Genomic DNA, 16016 nt, shown 5'->3' on the forward strand with positions numbered 1-16016 from the left:
CGATAAATGGTGGCCTCTAGAAGAAATTGGAAACGATTATTTCCGAATAAGGCCCGTTTTGTTATGCAAACTTAGGTGGCTGAAAAATTGAGAATTTTTCAAGTGAGGAGTATAGATTTTGATAGTGGAAGGTGTGCGATTGCCGTGCATGTATTTCCACCTTTACAATAGAAATTTCAAAAGGAACCAGCACCACATCTGTTGAAAGATGGTGGCAGGAAATATGCTGAAAAGGTAATTCTTCGTGCTCCTCGTCTTCCTCATTGTGATTTTTCTGGTGCTCCATTTTTAAGGAGCCGTAGTGTTTTTCAACGAAAGTGAAGAAATCGTCGCCGTAATTTTCAGAGTGATATTCGGCGTGCTGGACCAAGCGCCCAAGCAGAAAAATATCTTGCATGCCAAAACCTACGCTTTGAAAAACGACAAGCAAGGAAAATGATATGGCAAACAGTGATTTCATTCAAAAGGTAAAATTAGTCAATAATTATGAATAGTAGGCGCATAGAAATAAGATTACTTGTGAACTTCACGCGTACCCCCATGACCTCCGGCCACAATGAGCAATACTTTAATGCTTAAAAAAATAAACTTAAAAAATTGGATGATGGGATTCATCATCACAAAACGTTTGAATTTTGATATTCTCTGTGTCATTTCTTATTATTTATTTTTATTACTATTATTATTGGTTCTTGAATACTACCTATGATTCTCACTTTACTATCTACTGCCTAATGCCTAATTATTCAGGAATTAAATACCAAAAAGGTCTCATTTTGGCTTTATAAATAAAGGCATAGTGCAACATAAGTTTCAGCCAATGGCCTGCCAGCCCGATTTCTCCAAAGGTTTTTCCCAGTTTTCTGCCCATGGTATCTGGATATTTTTTGTAATCTGGCACAATGGGAAAGGTAGTGATACTAACCCCACTGCCCTTTGTGATCCCAAAGCCCGCAGAGGCGATACAGGCCGCGCCCATATTGCCCATAGAGCCTTTATGGTGCAAGGATTCCGTATTGTTTTTTATACTGTCTATAATATTATCGGCAACCAATTTGGCCGTAATTCCAGAGGGCATCCCCGTTCTTGGTGGCGCTGGAAAGATTTCGGTGCCATTTGGACTTTTGCGGGGCTTGGAAATGCTATGCGGCGGTGCAAAAGCAATCCCCGGTGCAAAAATGTTTTGATAGTTTGGGTTTTGATAGGTTTCGGGCCAGTCCTGCACCGTCCAATCTTCATAAGGTTTTGGCGCGTAGTCTGCATCCACGATCATAAATCCTTTAAAAAGTTTATCCGTAATGTCGTTATTGTTTTTATCAAAAGCCTTGAATCCGTGGCCAGAGAAGGATGGAATCAGCATCGCAAAATCGTATTCAATGGTTTTATATTCCCCGGTCAAAGTTTCATAATGTGCAAGTCCGTCTTCAATTTTATTTACGCCAGCGCCCAGAATCCAATCGATATTGCGATCTTCAAAAACCATCTCGACCATTTCGTGCGATTTCATAATGTTGCTGCCGTAGCTTAGCAACATACCGTCCATTCCAAAGTCTCCCAATTTATATTCGTTGGAAATCCAAGTGATTTTAGCTTTGTCGCGAACCTTTTGACGGCGAAGCTCCTGTTCCACATTCAATATATATTCAAAGGCAGCACCTTGGCAGGTAGCCTTTGCGTGGCCTGTGCCGATAACAATTTTTGCCTCTTTACCCTTTTTCATTTCAGCAATTAGGGCCTGTAAACCTTCATTGGCGTGGTCTGCATGGGTATAGGTACAAACCGAATACGTTTTGTTTGTTCCGGGGTTCAATCCTTCGGTAGTCTCAAAATTGAGTTTGGGACCTGTGGCGTTTATGAGGTAATCGTAAGTTATTCTTTCGGTTTCGCCTTTTTTTTCTGCGGAAACATATTCAGCCACCACAAATGGCTTTTCAGTTTCGCTATCGCCTTCGGGATAAAAGGAGGTAACTTTCGCCTGCTTAAAACCAATTCCTTTCTTTTTATATAAAGGCGCAAGCGGAAAAAGTATTTCCTTTGATTTCATTCGGCCAATGCCCACCCAGATGTTTGAGGGAATCCACTGATAATTGCTATTGGGCGAAACCACGATTACTTCGTGGGTCTTGTCCAGTTTTCTGCGAAGGTGTGAGGCAGCTACGTGACCCGAGATTCCTGCACCCAATATTACGATTTTTGACATTTTTCGAAAGTTTTAAATGTCTAATTTACATCAATGAATAAAACCCTAAAATGATTTTAATCATATAAAATTGAGACAATTAGACTCTTCAAAATTGATTTTATTTATTTGAAAAAACAGTAACTTTTGTTACACAGCAGAAATATTATTATTGAAATATTCCATTCATCGGCAAGAAATTATAACTTCGTACCTATTCAGTTAGATTATGATAGTCCACGACTTCAGCAACGAAAATTCTGTTCTCAACCAATTTGTTCTGGAAATGCGCGATGTTTCCATTCAAAAGGATTCCATGCGCTTTCGGAAAAATATTGAGCGTATTGGAGAAATTCTCAGTTATGAAATGAGCAAAACACTGCACTATAAAACGGAAGTGGTAAAAACGCCGTTGGGGGAAAAGGAAATGAAAGTACCCGAAACGGATATTGTAGTTTGTTCCATTTTACGGGCGGCCCTGCCCCTTCACACGGGGGTTATAAGTTTTTTTGACAAGGCCGAAAACGCTTATATTTCTGCATTTCGGCACCATCCCGATGGCGGCGATGCCTTTGAAGTGATCGTAAATTATCTGGCATCGCCCTCCGTTGAGGGAAAAACCTTGATATTGACCGACCCGATGCTGGCAACGGGAAAAACGTTGGAAAACGTACTTAAAGCCTTTAAAAGTCACGGAACGCCAAAGCAAATTCATATTCTATCCATCATCGGCGCCAAACCGGGAATAGCTTATATCCAGGATAAATTTCCCGAAAATACACATCTTTGGATAGCAGCCGTAGATGAAAAACTCAATAGCCGAGGCTATATTCTGCCTGGCTTGGGCGATGCTGGCGATTTGGCCTTTGGTGTGAAATTGTGATTATTTAAAATCCTCAACATCGTCACTTAGATCATAAACTTTTTCAATCTTTAACTCTTTCTGCAGAATACTGCTGCCGGCAGCGCTGCGGTATCCTCCTGCACAGTGTACCACTATGGGTTTGTCGGTAGGAATCTCCTCCGCTTTCTCGCGCAATTGATGTAGTGGAATAGCAATGGCTTTGTCAAAGAATTTCTCTTCGGATACCTCACTTTCATTACGGATATCAACAATGGTGTACTTTTCTGTATTCTTTTTGAAATCCTCCAAATTGAAAGCAGCCGATTTTTCAAAACTGGCACTCCCGAGGGCAAATACTGTTTTCACATTGGCTTCATAACCAATCTTAGCCGTACGGTGAAGAATTTTTTCAGCATTTTCAATAGAGTCAACAACCAAGTGGAATTTCTCATCGGGCCGTACAATAGACCCCAACCAGGTTTCAAACTTTGACGTGTCGGAAATAGCCATAATATTTATACTGCCCGGCAAATGGTTTTTCTTAAAATCTTTCTCATCGCGAATATCAATAATGAGGGCATCGTTTTCGGCCTTTTCAACATCCAACTTAAATGGAATACCGCCCAATGCGGCCCGCAGGTTGGCTGCGCCGTTCTTATTTACATCCACATTATAGCCAAAATAGTGCGGGATAAAAGGTTGGGAATCCAGTAGATGATCTATAAATTCCTGCTCGGTCTGTTTCTTAAAGGCCCAGTTGCCAATGCGTTCGTTGCCCAGCGTACTTGAGGAGGCGTCCTCGCTCATCCCTTTTCCGCAGAGCGAGCCTGCGCCGTGGGCTGGATAAACGTAGGCGATGTCCGGCAGGTCGGTGAATTTGTTTTGAATGGTATCATACATCATCTTTGCAAGTTCCTCGCGTTTGGCCTTCATATGGCCGGCCTTTTCGCGCAGGTCTGGGCGGCCCACATCGCCCACAAAAAGGGTATCGCCCGTAAAAAGGGCGGTCTTGTTTCCTTCGGTGGCAACAATGGTAACGCTGTCCGGCGAATGACCAGGTGTGTTAATGGCCCTGAATATCGTATTGCCGATTTTCACCTCATCGCCATCGTCAAAGGTAGTGTGCGGATAATCGGCACCCGTTTTTTTGCTGCAATACAGTTCCGCGCCCGTTTCATTGTGTATCTGTAGATGCGAACTCACAAAATCGGCGTGAGGGTGGGTTTCAAATACCGCAACTATCTTGGCATTGTTTTCTTCGGCGTATTTGTAATACTGGATTGGGTTTCTTTCGGGATCTACCAGCGCCATTTTGCCATCGCTGATAATGGCGTATGAGAAATGTGAAAGGGGTTCGTATTCAAATTGTTTGATTTTCATGTGTTTAGAATTTTTATAGAGAAAATACTTCGACTTCGCCCGGTATGAATGATGGAATGCCACATTATCGATCATAGGCATTTCAAAAGTCTTTTTCTTTTCAATTTAAAAAAGACTTCCCAAACACTAAAATTAGAAACCGAATTCTAACAAAAATTTAAAACTTATTTCTTCCTGAGTTTGAAAAACAGCTCATTTCCTGCACGGGGAGGAATGGAATTGTAGGCTGTTTCCATTTTTTCGATTTTGAATTTTTCCGAAAAAAGCTTTTCATATTCATCTTTATTGCCTCCAAAAGGAGGTTTGTCATCGTTTAAAGGAATATTGAAAAGCAAGCCCACAAGTTTGCCATCGGGCTTAAGCAGTTGGTGCATTTTATCGGTATATGCCTCGCGAAGGGATGGATCCAGCGCACAAAAGAAGGTCTGTTCCAAAATCAGGTCGAAGGTATCCTCCAATTCAAAAAAGTCGGCGTGCAGCAGATTTTCCTTGGGAAATGACGGGAGGCGTTCCGTAAGATTTTTTAAGGGAATAGATGAAATATCCACCACAAAAACATTGTTAAAACCGTTTTCAAAAAGGTATTCCGCCTCATAGGAATTACCGCCGCCGGGAATCAAAATCTTTAAATTTTTATCTGAAAGTTGGTCGATGTATTCCTTTATGGGCGTGGAAACCTGGCCTATATCCCAGCCTGTTTCGCCACTGAGGTATTTGTGGTTCCAGAAAGCTTCGTAATAATTCATATGCTAATTTTCAAAACGTATACTCCAAATGCCGCGCACTTCATTTTCGCCGTAACCGGTTGCCTTATCCGCTGGGTACAACTCCTTTATTTTGGACAAGGTGAGCGTTTCCAGTTCCTTTCCGGGCGTGCCGTGGCATTTTAAGCACATGGAATTGGTAACGATGGGGTAATAAAACTCGGTTTCCCTGCCCATATCCACAACTATCGGGTTTACCTCGTCTCCGGCAGCCACTTGCTTTTTGAAGCTTTCCAGATATTGCAGTTCTGCGGCATTGGCCTTGTTTTGTGGGTTTCTCGGTTTATCGGTAACGCGTTTTATATGGGCCTTATGGACGGTGGCCATACTGTCGGTAATGGGTAAGGCCTGTACATTGCAGAAATCGAGGGCGGCAATAACCCCGTTTTTCTGGATCTGGCCCATCAGGTTCTTCCCCAATTCAGCCTTGGTGGACTGAGCCATTTGCATGCCGCGTTCCTTCACGGAAGGTTGGGCATTTGTATCTCGGTTTTTACCCATTCCTTTGCCATTCCCCATTCCCCGACCCATTCGGCCTTTCATCTGCGGTCTGTCGCCGTGCATTTGCTTGTAGTGCGCCTCAAACCATTCGGGTTCCTCTATTTCATTTTCAAATACATAATCTGCTATCTGCCTGATGGTTTCCTCGGGATAGAATTGATAGGGCATCAACCCAAATTTCTTGATGGCGCCGGGCATTTTTGATTGTTCCTCGGAAGGGTTTTTTAAGAAATTGACGAAACTTTCCACAAACGCTTCCTTTGAAGTGTCTTCCGAAATATAATGCATCTTTACCGCTATCATAGGCGGGGCAATCATCGCTTCTTCTGAAGTTTTAGGATTGTGGCAAACGTAACAGTTGTTTTCCATCAATTTCTTGCCGGGATGCTCCTGAGGGCTTGTAAGTATTAAGTTTTCTGCATTTTCGGCAATCGCCAAATATTCCTTACGAGTATTGGTATTGCAGGAAGTGAATAAACTGATCAAAAATAATGTGACTAAAAGTTTCATATTTTGAGTATAAAGTTGTGGACACTTCAAAAATAAAGGGAAACTTCACGCTTGACAGTAACAAAAGTTACACTTCAACGGTTTAAATGGGCCATCTTAAAACTAAAGTGCGATTATTTTAATACTATTTCGGTTAAGCTCAATTTTCCCCATGGATTCCAGCTTCTTCAACAAACGCGACACCACCACGCGCGAGGTGTGAAGCTCATACGCAATTTCCTGATGCGTGGAATTGATCAGGGAATCATTTGTTATCTTCTTTTTGTTTTGAAGGTATTTCACCAAACGCTCGTCCATATTGTAAAATGCGATACTGTCAATGGTTTCGAGCATTTCGGTAAGGCGGGCGTGGTAACTTTGAAAGACGAAGTTGCGCCAACTTTTATACTTGCCAGTCCACTCCTCCATTTTTTGGATGGGTATCATTATCAACGTGGTGTCGAGCTCTGCGATGGCTCGGATCTCACTTTTGGTCTGTCCCAAACAGCAGGTTAGGGTCATGGCGCAGGTATCGCCGCGTTCCAAAAAATAGAGAAGCAGCTCGTCGCCGTCGTCGTCTTCCCTTAAAATTTTTATGGCCCCCTTGAGGAGCAAGGGCATGGAACGGACGTAATCGCCAATCTCAATTACCTTTTCGCCTTCCTTGACTTCCTTTAAAACCCCTACCTGGCCAATTTCATCAATTAGGGCGTCCTCAAAAATATGTGAGAAGTTTTCCTTTAAATTATCGAGCATTATCACTTTGTTTGGTTGGTTTTTTTTTTGACTTACGAAAATACCGAATTTAAAATTAATTTTTCCTGGCTTCCCGCCTTTCCTGTCGCTCCAGTTTTCTGAAATAACCGCGGAAAAGGAAATTGTGCCGCAGCGCCTCCATATTTTCGTTCAATTTCTCTGCGGCTTCCTTTATATCGAGCATCGTGGAATCGATATTCTTGACCAAAACCTCATCTTGCGTAATGTAATTCAAAGCACCTTTTCCCGATTTTATTTCGGTGAGATAGGCATCGAGATTTTGGGTTATTTCATTAATGTCCTCGCTCGATTTTTCAAGATTGCTGAATACGCCCCTTATTTGGTTGGCAGAAACCGTATCGCTCAAAAGCACGGCCGCCGCACTTTCATCATAATTGACTTTTGAAATAAGGGCGTTGATGCGGGAAACCGCCGTGGAAGTACCCGCAGCCGTTTGTTTGAGTTCAATTACCGTCTGCCTTAAATCCTGGGCCAGCAAGGTATCAGTTACCAAAGCGCCCAAAGTGCCTTTGCCCTCAAGGATTTTATTGGTAATCTTAAGCAGATCGGCGGTGAGCAAGGCGGCGTTTTCATTGGTGGTGTTCAGGGTGGAGAGCATATCGTCGGCGCCAATCTTGCTGTAAGACTGGATGGTATCGCCGGAAATTACGGGTTTGGCACTGGCAACTTTCCCCGGAATAATATTCACGACCATGCTTCCCACCAAGCCATCGGAACCGATGGAAGCAATGGCATCGGTTTTAATAAATCTTGCTGTTTTTTCCTCAATCATCATTTGGATGGTGATGCTTCCCTCCTCGATCATTTCAATCTTGCTTACCGTGCCTACGTTTATACCGGAGTAGCGCACGTTGTTGCCTATAATCAAGCCGTTTACGTTTCCAAAGGTACCGTAGAGCTCAATGTTTTTGCTGAAAATATGCTGTCGGTTGCCGATGGAATAAAGCGCCGCAATAAGAATGGCGGTGCCCACCACTACGAAAAGACCGACTTTTATTTTTTGGGAAGTTGATTTAGCCATAATTTTTAGTTTTTAAAGAATGCCCGGGTTTGGGGATCGCTGGAATTTGACAGTTCATCATAAGTGCCCTCGGCATAGTTGATTCCATCTACCAGTAATATTATTCTATTCGAAATTACCCTTACGCAATCCACATCGTGCGTGATAATGAGGGAGGAGGTGTTGTACTCTTTTTGGATGCTTCGCATAAGCTGGATAATCTCGTTTGCCGTAATGGGGTCCAAACCCGTTGTGGGCTCATCGTACATTATTATTTTCGGCTTTAAAATTAGCGCCCGTGCCAATGCTACCCTACGTTGCATTCCGCCGGACAGTTCGGAAGGCATCAAATCGATGGTGTGCAGCAGTCCCACGCTTTTTAGCGCATCTTGTACGGATTGTTCCGTACTTTTAAAATCCTCAATTTTATCTTTGTGTCTTCGTAACGGAAACTCCAAGTTTTCCCGAACGGTCATTGAGTCGTACAAAGCACTGCCCTGAAAGAGGAAGCCGATTTGCGTCCGCAGAAAATCCAATTCCCTTTGGCCCATGGTGATGATGTCGTGACCGTTAATGGTAATGCTTCCGCTATCGGGCTGGATCAAGCCCACAATACACTTGACCATAACCGATTTCCCCGACCCAGACTTGCCCATAATCACCAGGTTTTCCCCTTTAAAAAGTTGAAGATTGAAACCTTTGAGCACATGGTTTTCGCCAAAGCTCTTATGGATATCTTTTAATTCAAGGACTGGTGTTTGGTTTTCTTTTTTCATTTAAACTTCAAAAAATATATCCGAAACAAATACGGCAATAAAATCTATTATAAATAATAACATTGAGGAATAAACTACCGCTGAATTTGAGGCTTCCCCTACCCCCACGGTACCTTTGGAACAATTGTAGCCTTTGTAGGTACCCACCAGGCCGATGGCAAAGCCAAAGAATACGGTCTTGACGGTTGCGGGAAGCACATCGCTAAAGCTTAAGGCGTCAAAAACCTTATTAAAATAGAGCGTATAGGAAACATCTCCCTTTAAATTCTCAATTATCGCAGATCCGAATAATGCGACGGTATCTCCCGCAATTACGAGCAAGGGCAACATTAAGGTAACCGCCAATATTCTGGTAACCACCAAATATTTGAACGGATTGGTGCCCGAGACCTCCATAGCGTCTATCTGCTCGGTTACACGCATGGAGCCGAGTTCAGCACCTATTCCGGAGCCAATCCTTCCCGCGCAGATCAAGGCGATTATTACCGGGCCGATTTCCCGCACTATGGAAATACTGATCATGGATGGCATCCACGAGGCCGCGCCAAGATCGGTCAAAGTGGGCCGCGATTGAAGCGTAAAGACCAAGCCCAAAATAAAACCCGTCACCATTACCAAAAACAGGGAGCGAATGCCCATATTGTAGCATTGACGTATCAATTCCCTAAATTCAAATGGCGGACTGAACAATTCCCGAAAAAAACGACCGGCAAATAAGGTCATATCGCCAATTTCGGCGAAAAACAATTTTGTACGGGTTATAAGGGAATTTTCTTTTTTCATATACAACAGGGAAAATCAAAGATAATCCTACGAATAGGGAATAACTATGACAAACATCAGCAATAAATTTAATTAACAGATTCAAAATCTTATTCTTAGCAAACAGATACCATCCAAATTTAACTATCAATTTTGAGCTCGATTATGATTTTGGTCAGGGTTTATTTGCTTTAATTTTTACAAATTTGTTATCAAAATTTAGAACAATGACGAATCTTGGTTTAGTCCTTTCCGGTGGTGGAGCACGGGGCGCCGCGCATATCGGGGTATTAAAGGCATTGGAGGAGCACGGCATTTCACCCACCCACGTTTCGGGCACCAGTGTGGGCGCCATTGTGGGAGCGCTGTATTCGGCGGGGGTCCATTGGTCTGAAATATTAAAATTCTTTAAAACCGTTTCAATTTTTACCACCAAAAGATTTGCTTTCAACAAACCGGGGTTTTTGGATACCGAAAAGTTTTATGACGACCTAAAAGTGTTTTTTCCGAGGGATAATTTTGACGCCCTTGAAAAATCGCTCTATATAACCGCGACCAATGTGATTTCGGGAAATTTAAAGATTTTCAGCAAAGGCCAGCTTATAAAACCGGTTATAGCTTCCGCTTCCTTTCCGGGCGTTTTTACCCCAACCGAGATCAATGGTTCGTACTATATTGATGGGGGAATACTGAATAATTTTCCCGTGGAGCCGCTAAAGCAACACTGCGATACAATTATTGGGGTGTATATCAACTCCCTACAGAAAATCAGCATCAAGGATTTGAACCATTCCTATAATGTTGCCGATAGGGCACTTAAAATCAGGGCGGTATCAGATTCTATAAGAAAATTTCCCGAATGCGATTTGGTTATTGCGCCCAAAGATGTGGGAGGCTTTGCCATATTCGGTATGAGCAATACGGATGCTATTTTTGAAATGGGGTATTCTGAAGCGATGGCCGCTTTAAAGGAAAACGAAAACCTATTTAAGAATTGACTACAATTCAATTTCAAGTTGGATTGGGCAGTGGTCGGAGCCATAATATTCCGATAATATTGCTACATTTTTTATTTTTTCGAGCAAGGATTCACTTACCAAAAAATAATCTATCCGCCAGCCAACATTGCGCTCACGGGCCTTAAAACGGTAGCTCCAATAGGTATAGGCCACAATATCCGGATGAAAATGCCGATAGGTATCCACAAAACCTGCGTTGAGCAAATTGTCCATTCCGTCAATTTCAATTTGGGTATAACCTGCGGTTTTGTTGTAATTGGCCTTATCATTTTTAAGGTCAATGGGGCGGTGGGCAACATTTAAATCGCCGCAAAGAATTACAGGCTTTGATTTTTTCAAGTTAATGAGATAGCTTTGGAAGTCGTCATCCCAAGTCTTTCTATAATCCAGCCTTTCCAGCTGTTGCCCGGAATTGGGAACATATACATTGACCAAAAAGAAGGTCTCAAATTCCAAACAGATTACCCGGCCTTCGTTGTCGTGTTCCGCAACGCCCATATCGTACGTTACCGCCACAGGTTCCATTTTGCTCAAGACCGCAACGCCAGAATAGCCTTTCCGCGCTGCAGAATTGTAATATTGGTGATACTGGGTAATTTTGGACAAGGCCGTTTTTACCTCGTCATCTTGGGCCTTGGTTTCCTGAAAGCAGATAATATCTGGATCCATTTTTGTAAAATCCCCAAAGAAATCCTTTTTGGTTATCGCCCTTACGCCGTTGATGTTCCACGAGATTATTTTCATAGCATCTGTTCTTTTTGTAAATATCTGAAAGGTGGAGAGAAATTGCAATTATATATCTGTGAAATGTTCGCAACTGCACAACTTAAGCGACACATCTATAAATTACAATAATCACCGCTGTACCAAAAATGGTAGTATAAATCAGTTTATTGTATTTCGCCAACCAATTGGGAAGGAAAATATCGAAGTTCGCTTTGGGGAGTCGGAGTACTTTCGGGCAATAACCGTAAGCGGACAAAACATTCTAAAAGCCAGCAAAACCAAGCCTTCCATCAAAACAAGGGCTATGCAGATCCAGACCCATATGTCAATTTTATTAGCGATGGCGGCGTATAAAAGATAGAAAATCACCACATTGAAAAACAGCCAAATAACCGTGTGGAGGCTTTTTATAAACAGCAGTTTATTATTTTTTTGAATAGGCCATTTTCCTAATCTGAAATTTTCAAATTATACTGAACATCCTGTAAATAAAACTTTCCGTAAACAAAGTCGCCTTCGGGAAAGTGCCAAACGGCATCGGCAGCAAGGGGCAGTTTATAGCCATTGACCGTACCGTATTCGGTAACCGGGGTTGAAAACGGAACGTTTTGGTTGGAATTCACATCCACCCTGTCTTCCGAAATAAAATTGATCATTCGCCCACTTTCGTCGAATTTCAAAATCGCCGATACTGAAACTTCTCCATTGTGAAAAACAGCCTTTACCGAATTATCCTCCAAGGTCTGCCAATTGATCCGTTTGTCAATCAAGGCTGCTGGCGCAAAAAGACACATATCGTTAAAAAAAGTGACGGTCTCGGTCTTGAACATTTCGGGTTCCGAAATATCTACCACGGGAAAAACGGAAAGCAGTTTTATCAGCATCGATGCCTTTCCTTCTTTATACCGATGATAACCCTGGGTGGGCAAGCCTTTGAAATTGGCCTTCATAAAAAACAAGCGCGTGGGATCTGCAAAAAAATTATACTGTTCCGAAGTAAACCCGAACCAATCCTTTCCCTTTTCCCGCATTTCCCCTTTAAAAATAGCTCTTGCAGTTTTTATTTTGGGTTTGCCGATTGCCCCGACATATTTGAGATAGTTCTGAACCGGAATAGGAAGCTGGGCAACATCGGCTTCGGAGATTATTTCTTCGGAAATGCTAACATTTTTAAAGGACTGGGAAACATCCTTTTTAAATTCCCTTTCAAAATTCCAGCCCGCCATTGCCAATAGGGCTACAATCAGCACGATCAAGTTGATGATGGTGCCAAATTTTGCGTCCTGCCAATTCACAATAATCAAGACCTGAGATACTACAACCGTTGCTACGGCGATCCAAAACCAAAGATTGTTTTTTAACAGAAATAGAATTCCTATCGTTATAAAAGTCAAAGCGACCGCGAGCCATAAAAGACCTTGCGGTTTTGAGAAATTTTGTGACAATTGTGAAATTTCGGCGAAGCCAAAAGCCTTAAAAAAGCCCATTAAATGAATTAGGCCGTGAAGGGAAAGAAGAATGAAGAATGCGATTTTCATTTTAAAATACTTTTCGTGATTTCAGTCTTAAAAGTCCAAAGCCAAACCAATTCCAAATGAGATATAATTCAGTTTTAATTCAGTTGAAGTATTTTCAATCGTTATATCCCTAGAAAGCGAACGGTAGCGAAGCATGGGGCGCAGCGCGAGGTTGGGAGCAAACTCATAATCTACTCCTGCAGCAATTTGCCAACCAAATCCGTGGCCAGTGTCGGCGGCAAAACTACCGCTGTTATTTTCAATTTCTATATGATTGTAAACCGCTCCAGCCCTTGCCAAGTAAGAAAATGCGGAAGTGCCGATAGGTTTTATGATTTGAAAACCGAATGTGTATCCTGTTTCCTTGAGTGTAAGTTCCTCAGTCAAAAAATTATCATCACCCTTAAACTCGTTTAAGCCCCAACCCGCATAAACTGCAAAATGGGGCATAATTTTATATGCGCCGGTAAGTTCGAAACCAAAGCCAATTTTAGTGTCGGTATTGCCCACGTCACCAGTGGGAAAATTAAGTCCAGGCCTAAACTCCAACGACCATTTTTCCTGTGCTTCCGCTCCAATTGAAAACAGCAGCATGGTGGCAACAAACAAAAAACTGAACTTTTTCATAATGTTTACGTTTTCGTGAAACACTCAAATTTACTTTGGATAACAGTTTTTTACTATGACGAAAATCAGTTAATTATTGTTTATCAATAACTTGAAGCTATTTAAGAAGAAGAAATAGCTGTTTTTGAAATTTGGTGGCGTTTCCACCATTTCACGATTTCAAACCACAACACACTCAACATCCCGATCCCAACACTGATGCCGAGCTGGTTTATATCAAGTCTTTCAAATTGAAAAAACTTAGTGAAGGGCGGCACAAAAAGGAGCAAAAGGGTAATGCCCACGGTAATGCCCACTATGATTGGCACCAAGTTGTTTTTATATTTGAAAGTGGTAAAAATGGAGTAGAGAAAAGAGCGGTTTACAAAGGTCAGTACAATATTTGCGGTTATGAGCGCGGTATATACCATAGTTCGGGTTATCGCTTCATTGGCGCCGTTATTTACGGCAATTTGATATACCGCAAGTACACCGGCCGTAATCGCCAATCCTTGGATAATACTGGTGAAAAGCTCGCTCCAATTAAAAAAGGTGCTGGAAAAAGGCCGTGGTTTTTGGAGCATGGAATCCTTTTCCAGCGGTTCGTTTTCATAAACTATCGAGCAGGTGGGGCCCATTATCAATTCCAACAAAATAACGTGTACGGGCGTGAAGATATTGGGATAAACCCACCCCAAGACCAAGGGGATAAAAACGGTAAGAATGATGGGGATGTGTATCGAAATAATGTACTGAATCGCCTTTTTAAGGTTGGAATATATTTTTCTGCCCATCGCCACGGCCTCAACCATTTTGGAAAGGTCGTCATTTACAAGAATCAACGAAGCGGATTGTTTGGCTATTTCGGTGCCCTTCTTCCCCATAGCCACCCCTATATTTGCGGCCTTTAGCGCCGGGCCGTCGTTTACGCCATCGCCCGTCATCGCCACAATGTGGCCCTGTGCTTTTAGGGCGTTGATTATTTTAAGTTTCGCTTCTGGAAACATTCGCGCAAAAATATTTTTTTTCGAAGTGATCTTTGCCAGTTCCGAATCGTTCAGATGCACAAGGTCATCACCTGAAATAACTTCCCCAGAGCCCCTGAAATTTACCTTTTTGGCAATGGCTGCAGTGGTTTCGGCAATATCGCCGGTAATGATTTTAACCGCAATGCCCGCATTGTAAAAATCCTGGAATACTTTTGAAATGTTCCCTTTTGGCGGATCGTAAAAAGCGACGAGGCCCTTAAATTCAAACTTGAAATGCTGTTGTTTTTTTGGCCAGTCAGTTCCTTCAAATTTTGAAATTCCCACGCCCAAAACCCGATAGCCTTGGGCTGCCAGATCCGTTATTTTCTTTTTTAAAATTTCCTTTTCACTATCACTTAAACCTGAAACTGCCATCAAAGCTTCGGGCGCACCTTTGGCAGCGATGATTCTATCGCCCTTGTCATTTTCAAAAATATGGGTCATCATCGGGGGTTTGCCTCCCAGTGGATATTCGTGGACCATTTTGAAATTGGGTCTTTCATCGTTTTCAGCAATCCTTTCATAAAAACGGTGCAGCGATTGCTCCATGGTATCAAAAGGAATGGGCTCGCTGGCCCACATGGCAGTAATAATGAGTTCCTTTTCACTGGCGGAAAGTACCTCTTTTACCGAAGTGATCTTATCGGTCTCCAGCGTGAAAATTTTATCGAGCCGCATTTTATTCTCCGTAATCGTACCCGTCTTGTCCACACAGATTATCGTGGCACTACCCAGGGATTCCACGGTTTTCATCTGTTTTACGATCACGCCCATATTCATCAGCCGCCACGCGCCAATGGCCATAAAGGTGGTAAAGGCAACCGGGATTTCCTCCGGCAAGATGCTCATGGCAAGTGTAAGTGCCTTTAACAGACTGTCCAAAACGTCTTCGGAATTGTAATAATTGATGCCCCAAACCAAGAGAAAAACCACCGCTCCGGCGATTACCATCTTTTTTACGAAATTGTTTATCTGGAGTTCGAGCGTCGATTTTTCGGAAGAAATATCCTCTATGCTCTTCCCTATTTTCCCCACCTTGGTCTGGTTGCCTATCGCGGTTATTTCGGCAATGGCAAGGCCGCCCCCTACTTGGGTGCCCATATAAATTTTGTTGTCTGCGGAATTTGCGTCTTTTTCAACCGAAAAGGATTCCCCCGTTAAAATGGATTCGTTTACTGAAAAGTCGTTGGAGTGGACGATAATGCCATCAGCCACAATGGTTGAACCTTCCTCGACCATTAAAAAATCGCCCACTACCACGTCTTGGCTCATTATTTCAACCACTTCCCCATTGCGGATTACCTTACAATGCGGTTGGGAGAGCTCTTTTAGTTTTTCGAGGGCGTTATGGGTTTTAGCATCCTGATAAAGTGAAATGGCAGCGACCAAAAGAATGGCGGCGGCGAGGAAAATACCGTCACCCGTATTTCCGGTGAAAAAATAGAGCGTTGCGGCGACCAGCAGTAAAATTACCATCGGTTCCTTTACCAAGCCCTTTATAGCCTCAAGAAAGTGGTTTTTCTTTTTTGATTCGAGAACATTGCTGCCGAATTTTTTCCGCGAAGCCAAGACCTCGGCATCGGTCAGACCTTTTATATTGAAGTTGGTTATGGGCATTTTTTGGAATGGCTTAGTTAAGCTTTAAAAT

At 42.6% G+C, this 16016-nt stretch carries 16 protein-coding genes; 2 read left to right on the top strand and 14 right to left on the bottom strand.

What is annotated here, in order from left to right:
* Nucleotides 1-61: 61 nt before the first annotated feature.
* The 3 genes from LS48_RS02080 to LS48_RS02085 form a co-directional block, all read right to left on the bottom strand.
* Nucleotides 62-460: a hypothetical protein gene (locus LS48_RS02080; protein ID WP_062619470.1), complete on the bottom strand. Its 399-nt coding sequence runs from the start codon at nucleotides 458-460 to the stop codon at nucleotides 62-64.
* A gap of 53 nt (nucleotides 461-513) precedes the next feature.
* Nucleotides 514-654 carry a hypothetical protein gene (locus LS48_RS15470; protein WP_165586682.1) on the bottom strand — a complete coding sequence of 47 codons (141 nt, stop codon included), beginning with the start codon at nucleotides 652-654 and terminating at the stop codon, nucleotides 514-516.
* Between the two features lie 88 nt (nucleotides 655-742).
* Nucleotides 743-2200, bottom strand: coding sequence for an NAD(P)/FAD-dependent oxidoreductase (locus tag LS48_RS02085; protein ID WP_062619472.1), 1458 nt, complete (start codon nucleotides 2198-2200; stop codon nucleotides 743-745).
* Nucleotides 2201-2408: 208 nt separating this feature from the next.
* Between LS48_RS02085 and upp the strand changes: the two genes are divergently transcribed.
* Nucleotides 2409-3062, top strand: coding sequence for a uracil phosphoribosyltransferase (gene upp / locus LS48_RS02090; protein ID WP_062619474.1), 654 nt, complete (start codon nucleotides 2409-2411; stop codon nucleotides 3060-3062).
* Here upp and LS48_RS02095 read toward each other — a convergent pair whose 3' ends face one another.
* The 7 genes from LS48_RS02095 to LS48_RS02125 form a co-directional block, all read right to left on the bottom strand.
* Complete coding sequence (locus LS48_RS02095) at nucleotides 3063-4403, bottom strand: MBL fold metallo-hydrolase (protein WP_062619476.1); 1341 nt, start codon at nucleotides 4401-4403, stop codon at nucleotides 3063-3065.
* 164 nt (nucleotides 4404-4567) lie between these two features.
* The gene (locus LS48_RS02100; RefSeq protein WP_062619478.1) at nucleotides 4568-5149 is read right to left on the bottom strand and encodes a methyltransferase domain-containing protein; all 582 of its coding nucleotides are present in this window, start codon (nucleotides 5147-5149) and stop codon (nucleotides 4568-4570) included.
* A gap of 3 nt (nucleotides 5150-5152) precedes the next feature.
* Entirely contained in the window at nucleotides 5153-6178 is a 1026-nt protein-coding gene (locus LS48_RS02105) for a c-type heme family protein (protein WP_076692397.1), read from the bottom strand.
* A gap of 102 nt (nucleotides 6179-6280) precedes the next feature.
* Nucleotides 6281-6913, bottom strand: a complete 633-nt coding sequence (locus LS48_RS02110; RefSeq protein ID WP_062619480.1) for a Crp/Fnr family transcriptional regulator — start codon at nucleotides 6911-6913, stop codon at nucleotides 6281-6283.
* A gap of 55 nt (nucleotides 6914-6968) precedes the next feature.
* Nucleotides 6969-7955, bottom strand: coding sequence for an MlaD family protein (locus LS48_RS02115; RefSeq protein ID WP_062619482.1), 987 nt, complete (start codon nucleotides 7953-7955; stop codon nucleotides 6969-6971).
* Nucleotides 7956-7960: 5 nt separating this feature from the next.
* The gene (locus tag LS48_RS02120; RefSeq protein ID WP_062619484.1) at nucleotides 7961-8710 is read right to left on the bottom strand and encodes an ABC transporter ATP-binding protein; all 750 of its coding nucleotides are present in this window, start codon (nucleotides 8708-8710) and stop codon (nucleotides 7961-7963) included.
* Nucleotides 8711-9493, bottom strand: coding sequence for an MlaE family ABC transporter permease (locus LS48_RS02125; protein WP_062619485.1), 783 nt, complete (start codon nucleotides 9491-9493; stop codon nucleotides 8711-8713).
* Between the two features lie 206 nt (nucleotides 9494-9699).
* On the opposite strand from LS48_RS02125, the gene LS48_RS02130 reads away from it, so the two are divergent.
* Nucleotides 9700-10470 (top strand): patatin-like phospholipase family protein, encoded by a 771-nt coding sequence (locus tag LS48_RS02130; RefSeq protein WP_062619486.1) that lies wholly within the window; start codon nucleotides 9700-9702, stop codon nucleotides 10468-10470.
* Here LS48_RS02130 and LS48_RS02135 read toward each other — a convergent pair whose 3' ends face one another.
* The 4 genes from LS48_RS02135 to LS48_RS02155 all read right to left on the bottom strand — a co-directional run bounded on the left by LS48_RS02135 (nucleotide 10471) and on the right by LS48_RS02155 (nucleotide 15985).
* Nucleotides 10471-11235, bottom strand: a complete 765-nt coding sequence (locus LS48_RS02135; RefSeq protein ID WP_062619488.1) for an exodeoxyribonuclease III — start codon at nucleotides 11233-11235, stop codon at nucleotides 10471-10473. It lies immediately after the preceding gene.
* Between the two features lie 431 nt (nucleotides 11236-11666).
* On the bottom strand, nucleotides 11667-12755 hold the full coding sequence (locus LS48_RS02145; RefSeq protein WP_062619491.1) for a DUF6544 family protein: 1089 nt from the start codon (nucleotides 12753-12755) through the stop codon (nucleotides 11667-11669).
* Between the two features lie 27 nt (nucleotides 12756-12782).
* On the bottom strand, nucleotides 12783-13361 hold the full coding sequence (locus LS48_RS02150) for an outer membrane beta-barrel protein (RefSeq protein WP_062619493.1): 579 nt from the start codon (nucleotides 13359-13361) through the stop codon (nucleotides 12783-12785).
* A 101-nt stretch (nucleotides 13362-13462) separates the two neighbouring features.
* Entirely contained in the window at nucleotides 13463-15985 is a 2523-nt protein-coding gene (locus LS48_RS02155; RefSeq protein ID WP_062619496.1) for a cation-translocating P-type ATPase, read from the bottom strand.
* Nucleotides 15986-16016: the final 31 nt, after the last annotated feature.

This window comes from Aequorivita aquimaris (genome assembly GCF_001573155.1).
Classification (GTDB): Bacteria; Bacteroidota; Bacteroidia; order Flavobacteriales; family Flavobacteriaceae; genus Aequorivita; species Aequorivita aquimaris.

Coding starts and splice junctions, on each gene's coding strand:
- LS48_RS02145 (WP_062619491.1), bottom strand. CDS start 12,755: ATGAAAATCGCATTCTTCATTCTTCTTTCCCTTCACGGCCTAATTCAT.
- LS48_RS02135 (WP_062619488.1), bottom strand. CDS start 11,235: ATGAAAATAATCTCGTGGAACATCAACGGCGTAAGGGCGATAACCAAA.
- LS48_RS02130 (WP_062619486.1), top strand. CDS start 9,700: ATGACGAATCTTGGTTTAGTCCTTTCCGGTGGTGGAGCACGGGGCGCC.
- LS48_RS02120 (WP_062619484.1), bottom strand. CDS start 8,710: ATGAAAAAAGAAAACCAAACACCAGTCCTTGAATTAAAAGATATCCAT.
- LS48_RS02110 (WP_062619480.1), bottom strand. CDS start 6,913: ATGCTCGATAATTTAAAGGAAAACTTCTCACATATTTTTGAGGACGCC.
- LS48_RS02150 (WP_062619493.1), bottom strand. CDS start 13,361: ATGAAAAAGTTCAGTTTTTTGTTTGTTGCCACCATGCTGCTGTTTTCA.
- LS48_RS02155 (WP_062619496.1), bottom strand. CDS start 15,985: ATGCCCATAACCAACTTCAATATAAAAGGTCTGACCGATGCCGAGGTC.
- LS48_RS02095 (WP_062619476.1), bottom strand. CDS start 4,403: ATGAAAATCAAACAATTTGAATACGAACCCCTTTCACATTTCTCATAC.
- LS48_RS02085 (WP_062619472.1), bottom strand. CDS start 2,200: ATGTCAAAAATCGTAATATTGGGTGCAGGAATCTCGGGTCACGTAGCT.
- LS48_RS15470 (WP_165586682.1), bottom strand. CDS start 654: ATGACACAGAGAATATCAAAATTCAAACGTTTTGTGATGATGAATCCC.
- LS48_RS02125 (WP_062619485.1), bottom strand. CDS start 9,493: ATGAAAAAAGAAAATTCCCTTATAACCCGTACAAAATTGTTTTTCGCC.
- LS48_RS02100 (WP_062619478.1), bottom strand. CDS start 5,149: ATGAATTATTACGAAGCTTTCTGGAACCACAAATACCTCAGTGGCGAA.
- LS48_RS02105 (WP_076692397.1), bottom strand. CDS start 6,178: ATGAAACTTTTAGTCACATTATTTTTGATCAGTTTATTCACTTCCTGC.
- LS48_RS02080 (WP_062619470.1), bottom strand. CDS start 460: ATGAAATCACTGTTTGCCATATCATTTTCCTTGCTTGTCGTTTTTCAA.
- LS48_RS02115 (WP_062619482.1), bottom strand. CDS start 7,955: ATGGCTAAATCAACTTCCCAAAAAATAAAAGTCGGTCTTTTCGTAGTG.
- upp (WP_062619474.1), top strand. CDS start 2,409: ATGATAGTCCACGACTTCAGCAACGAAAATTCTGTTCTCAACCAATTT.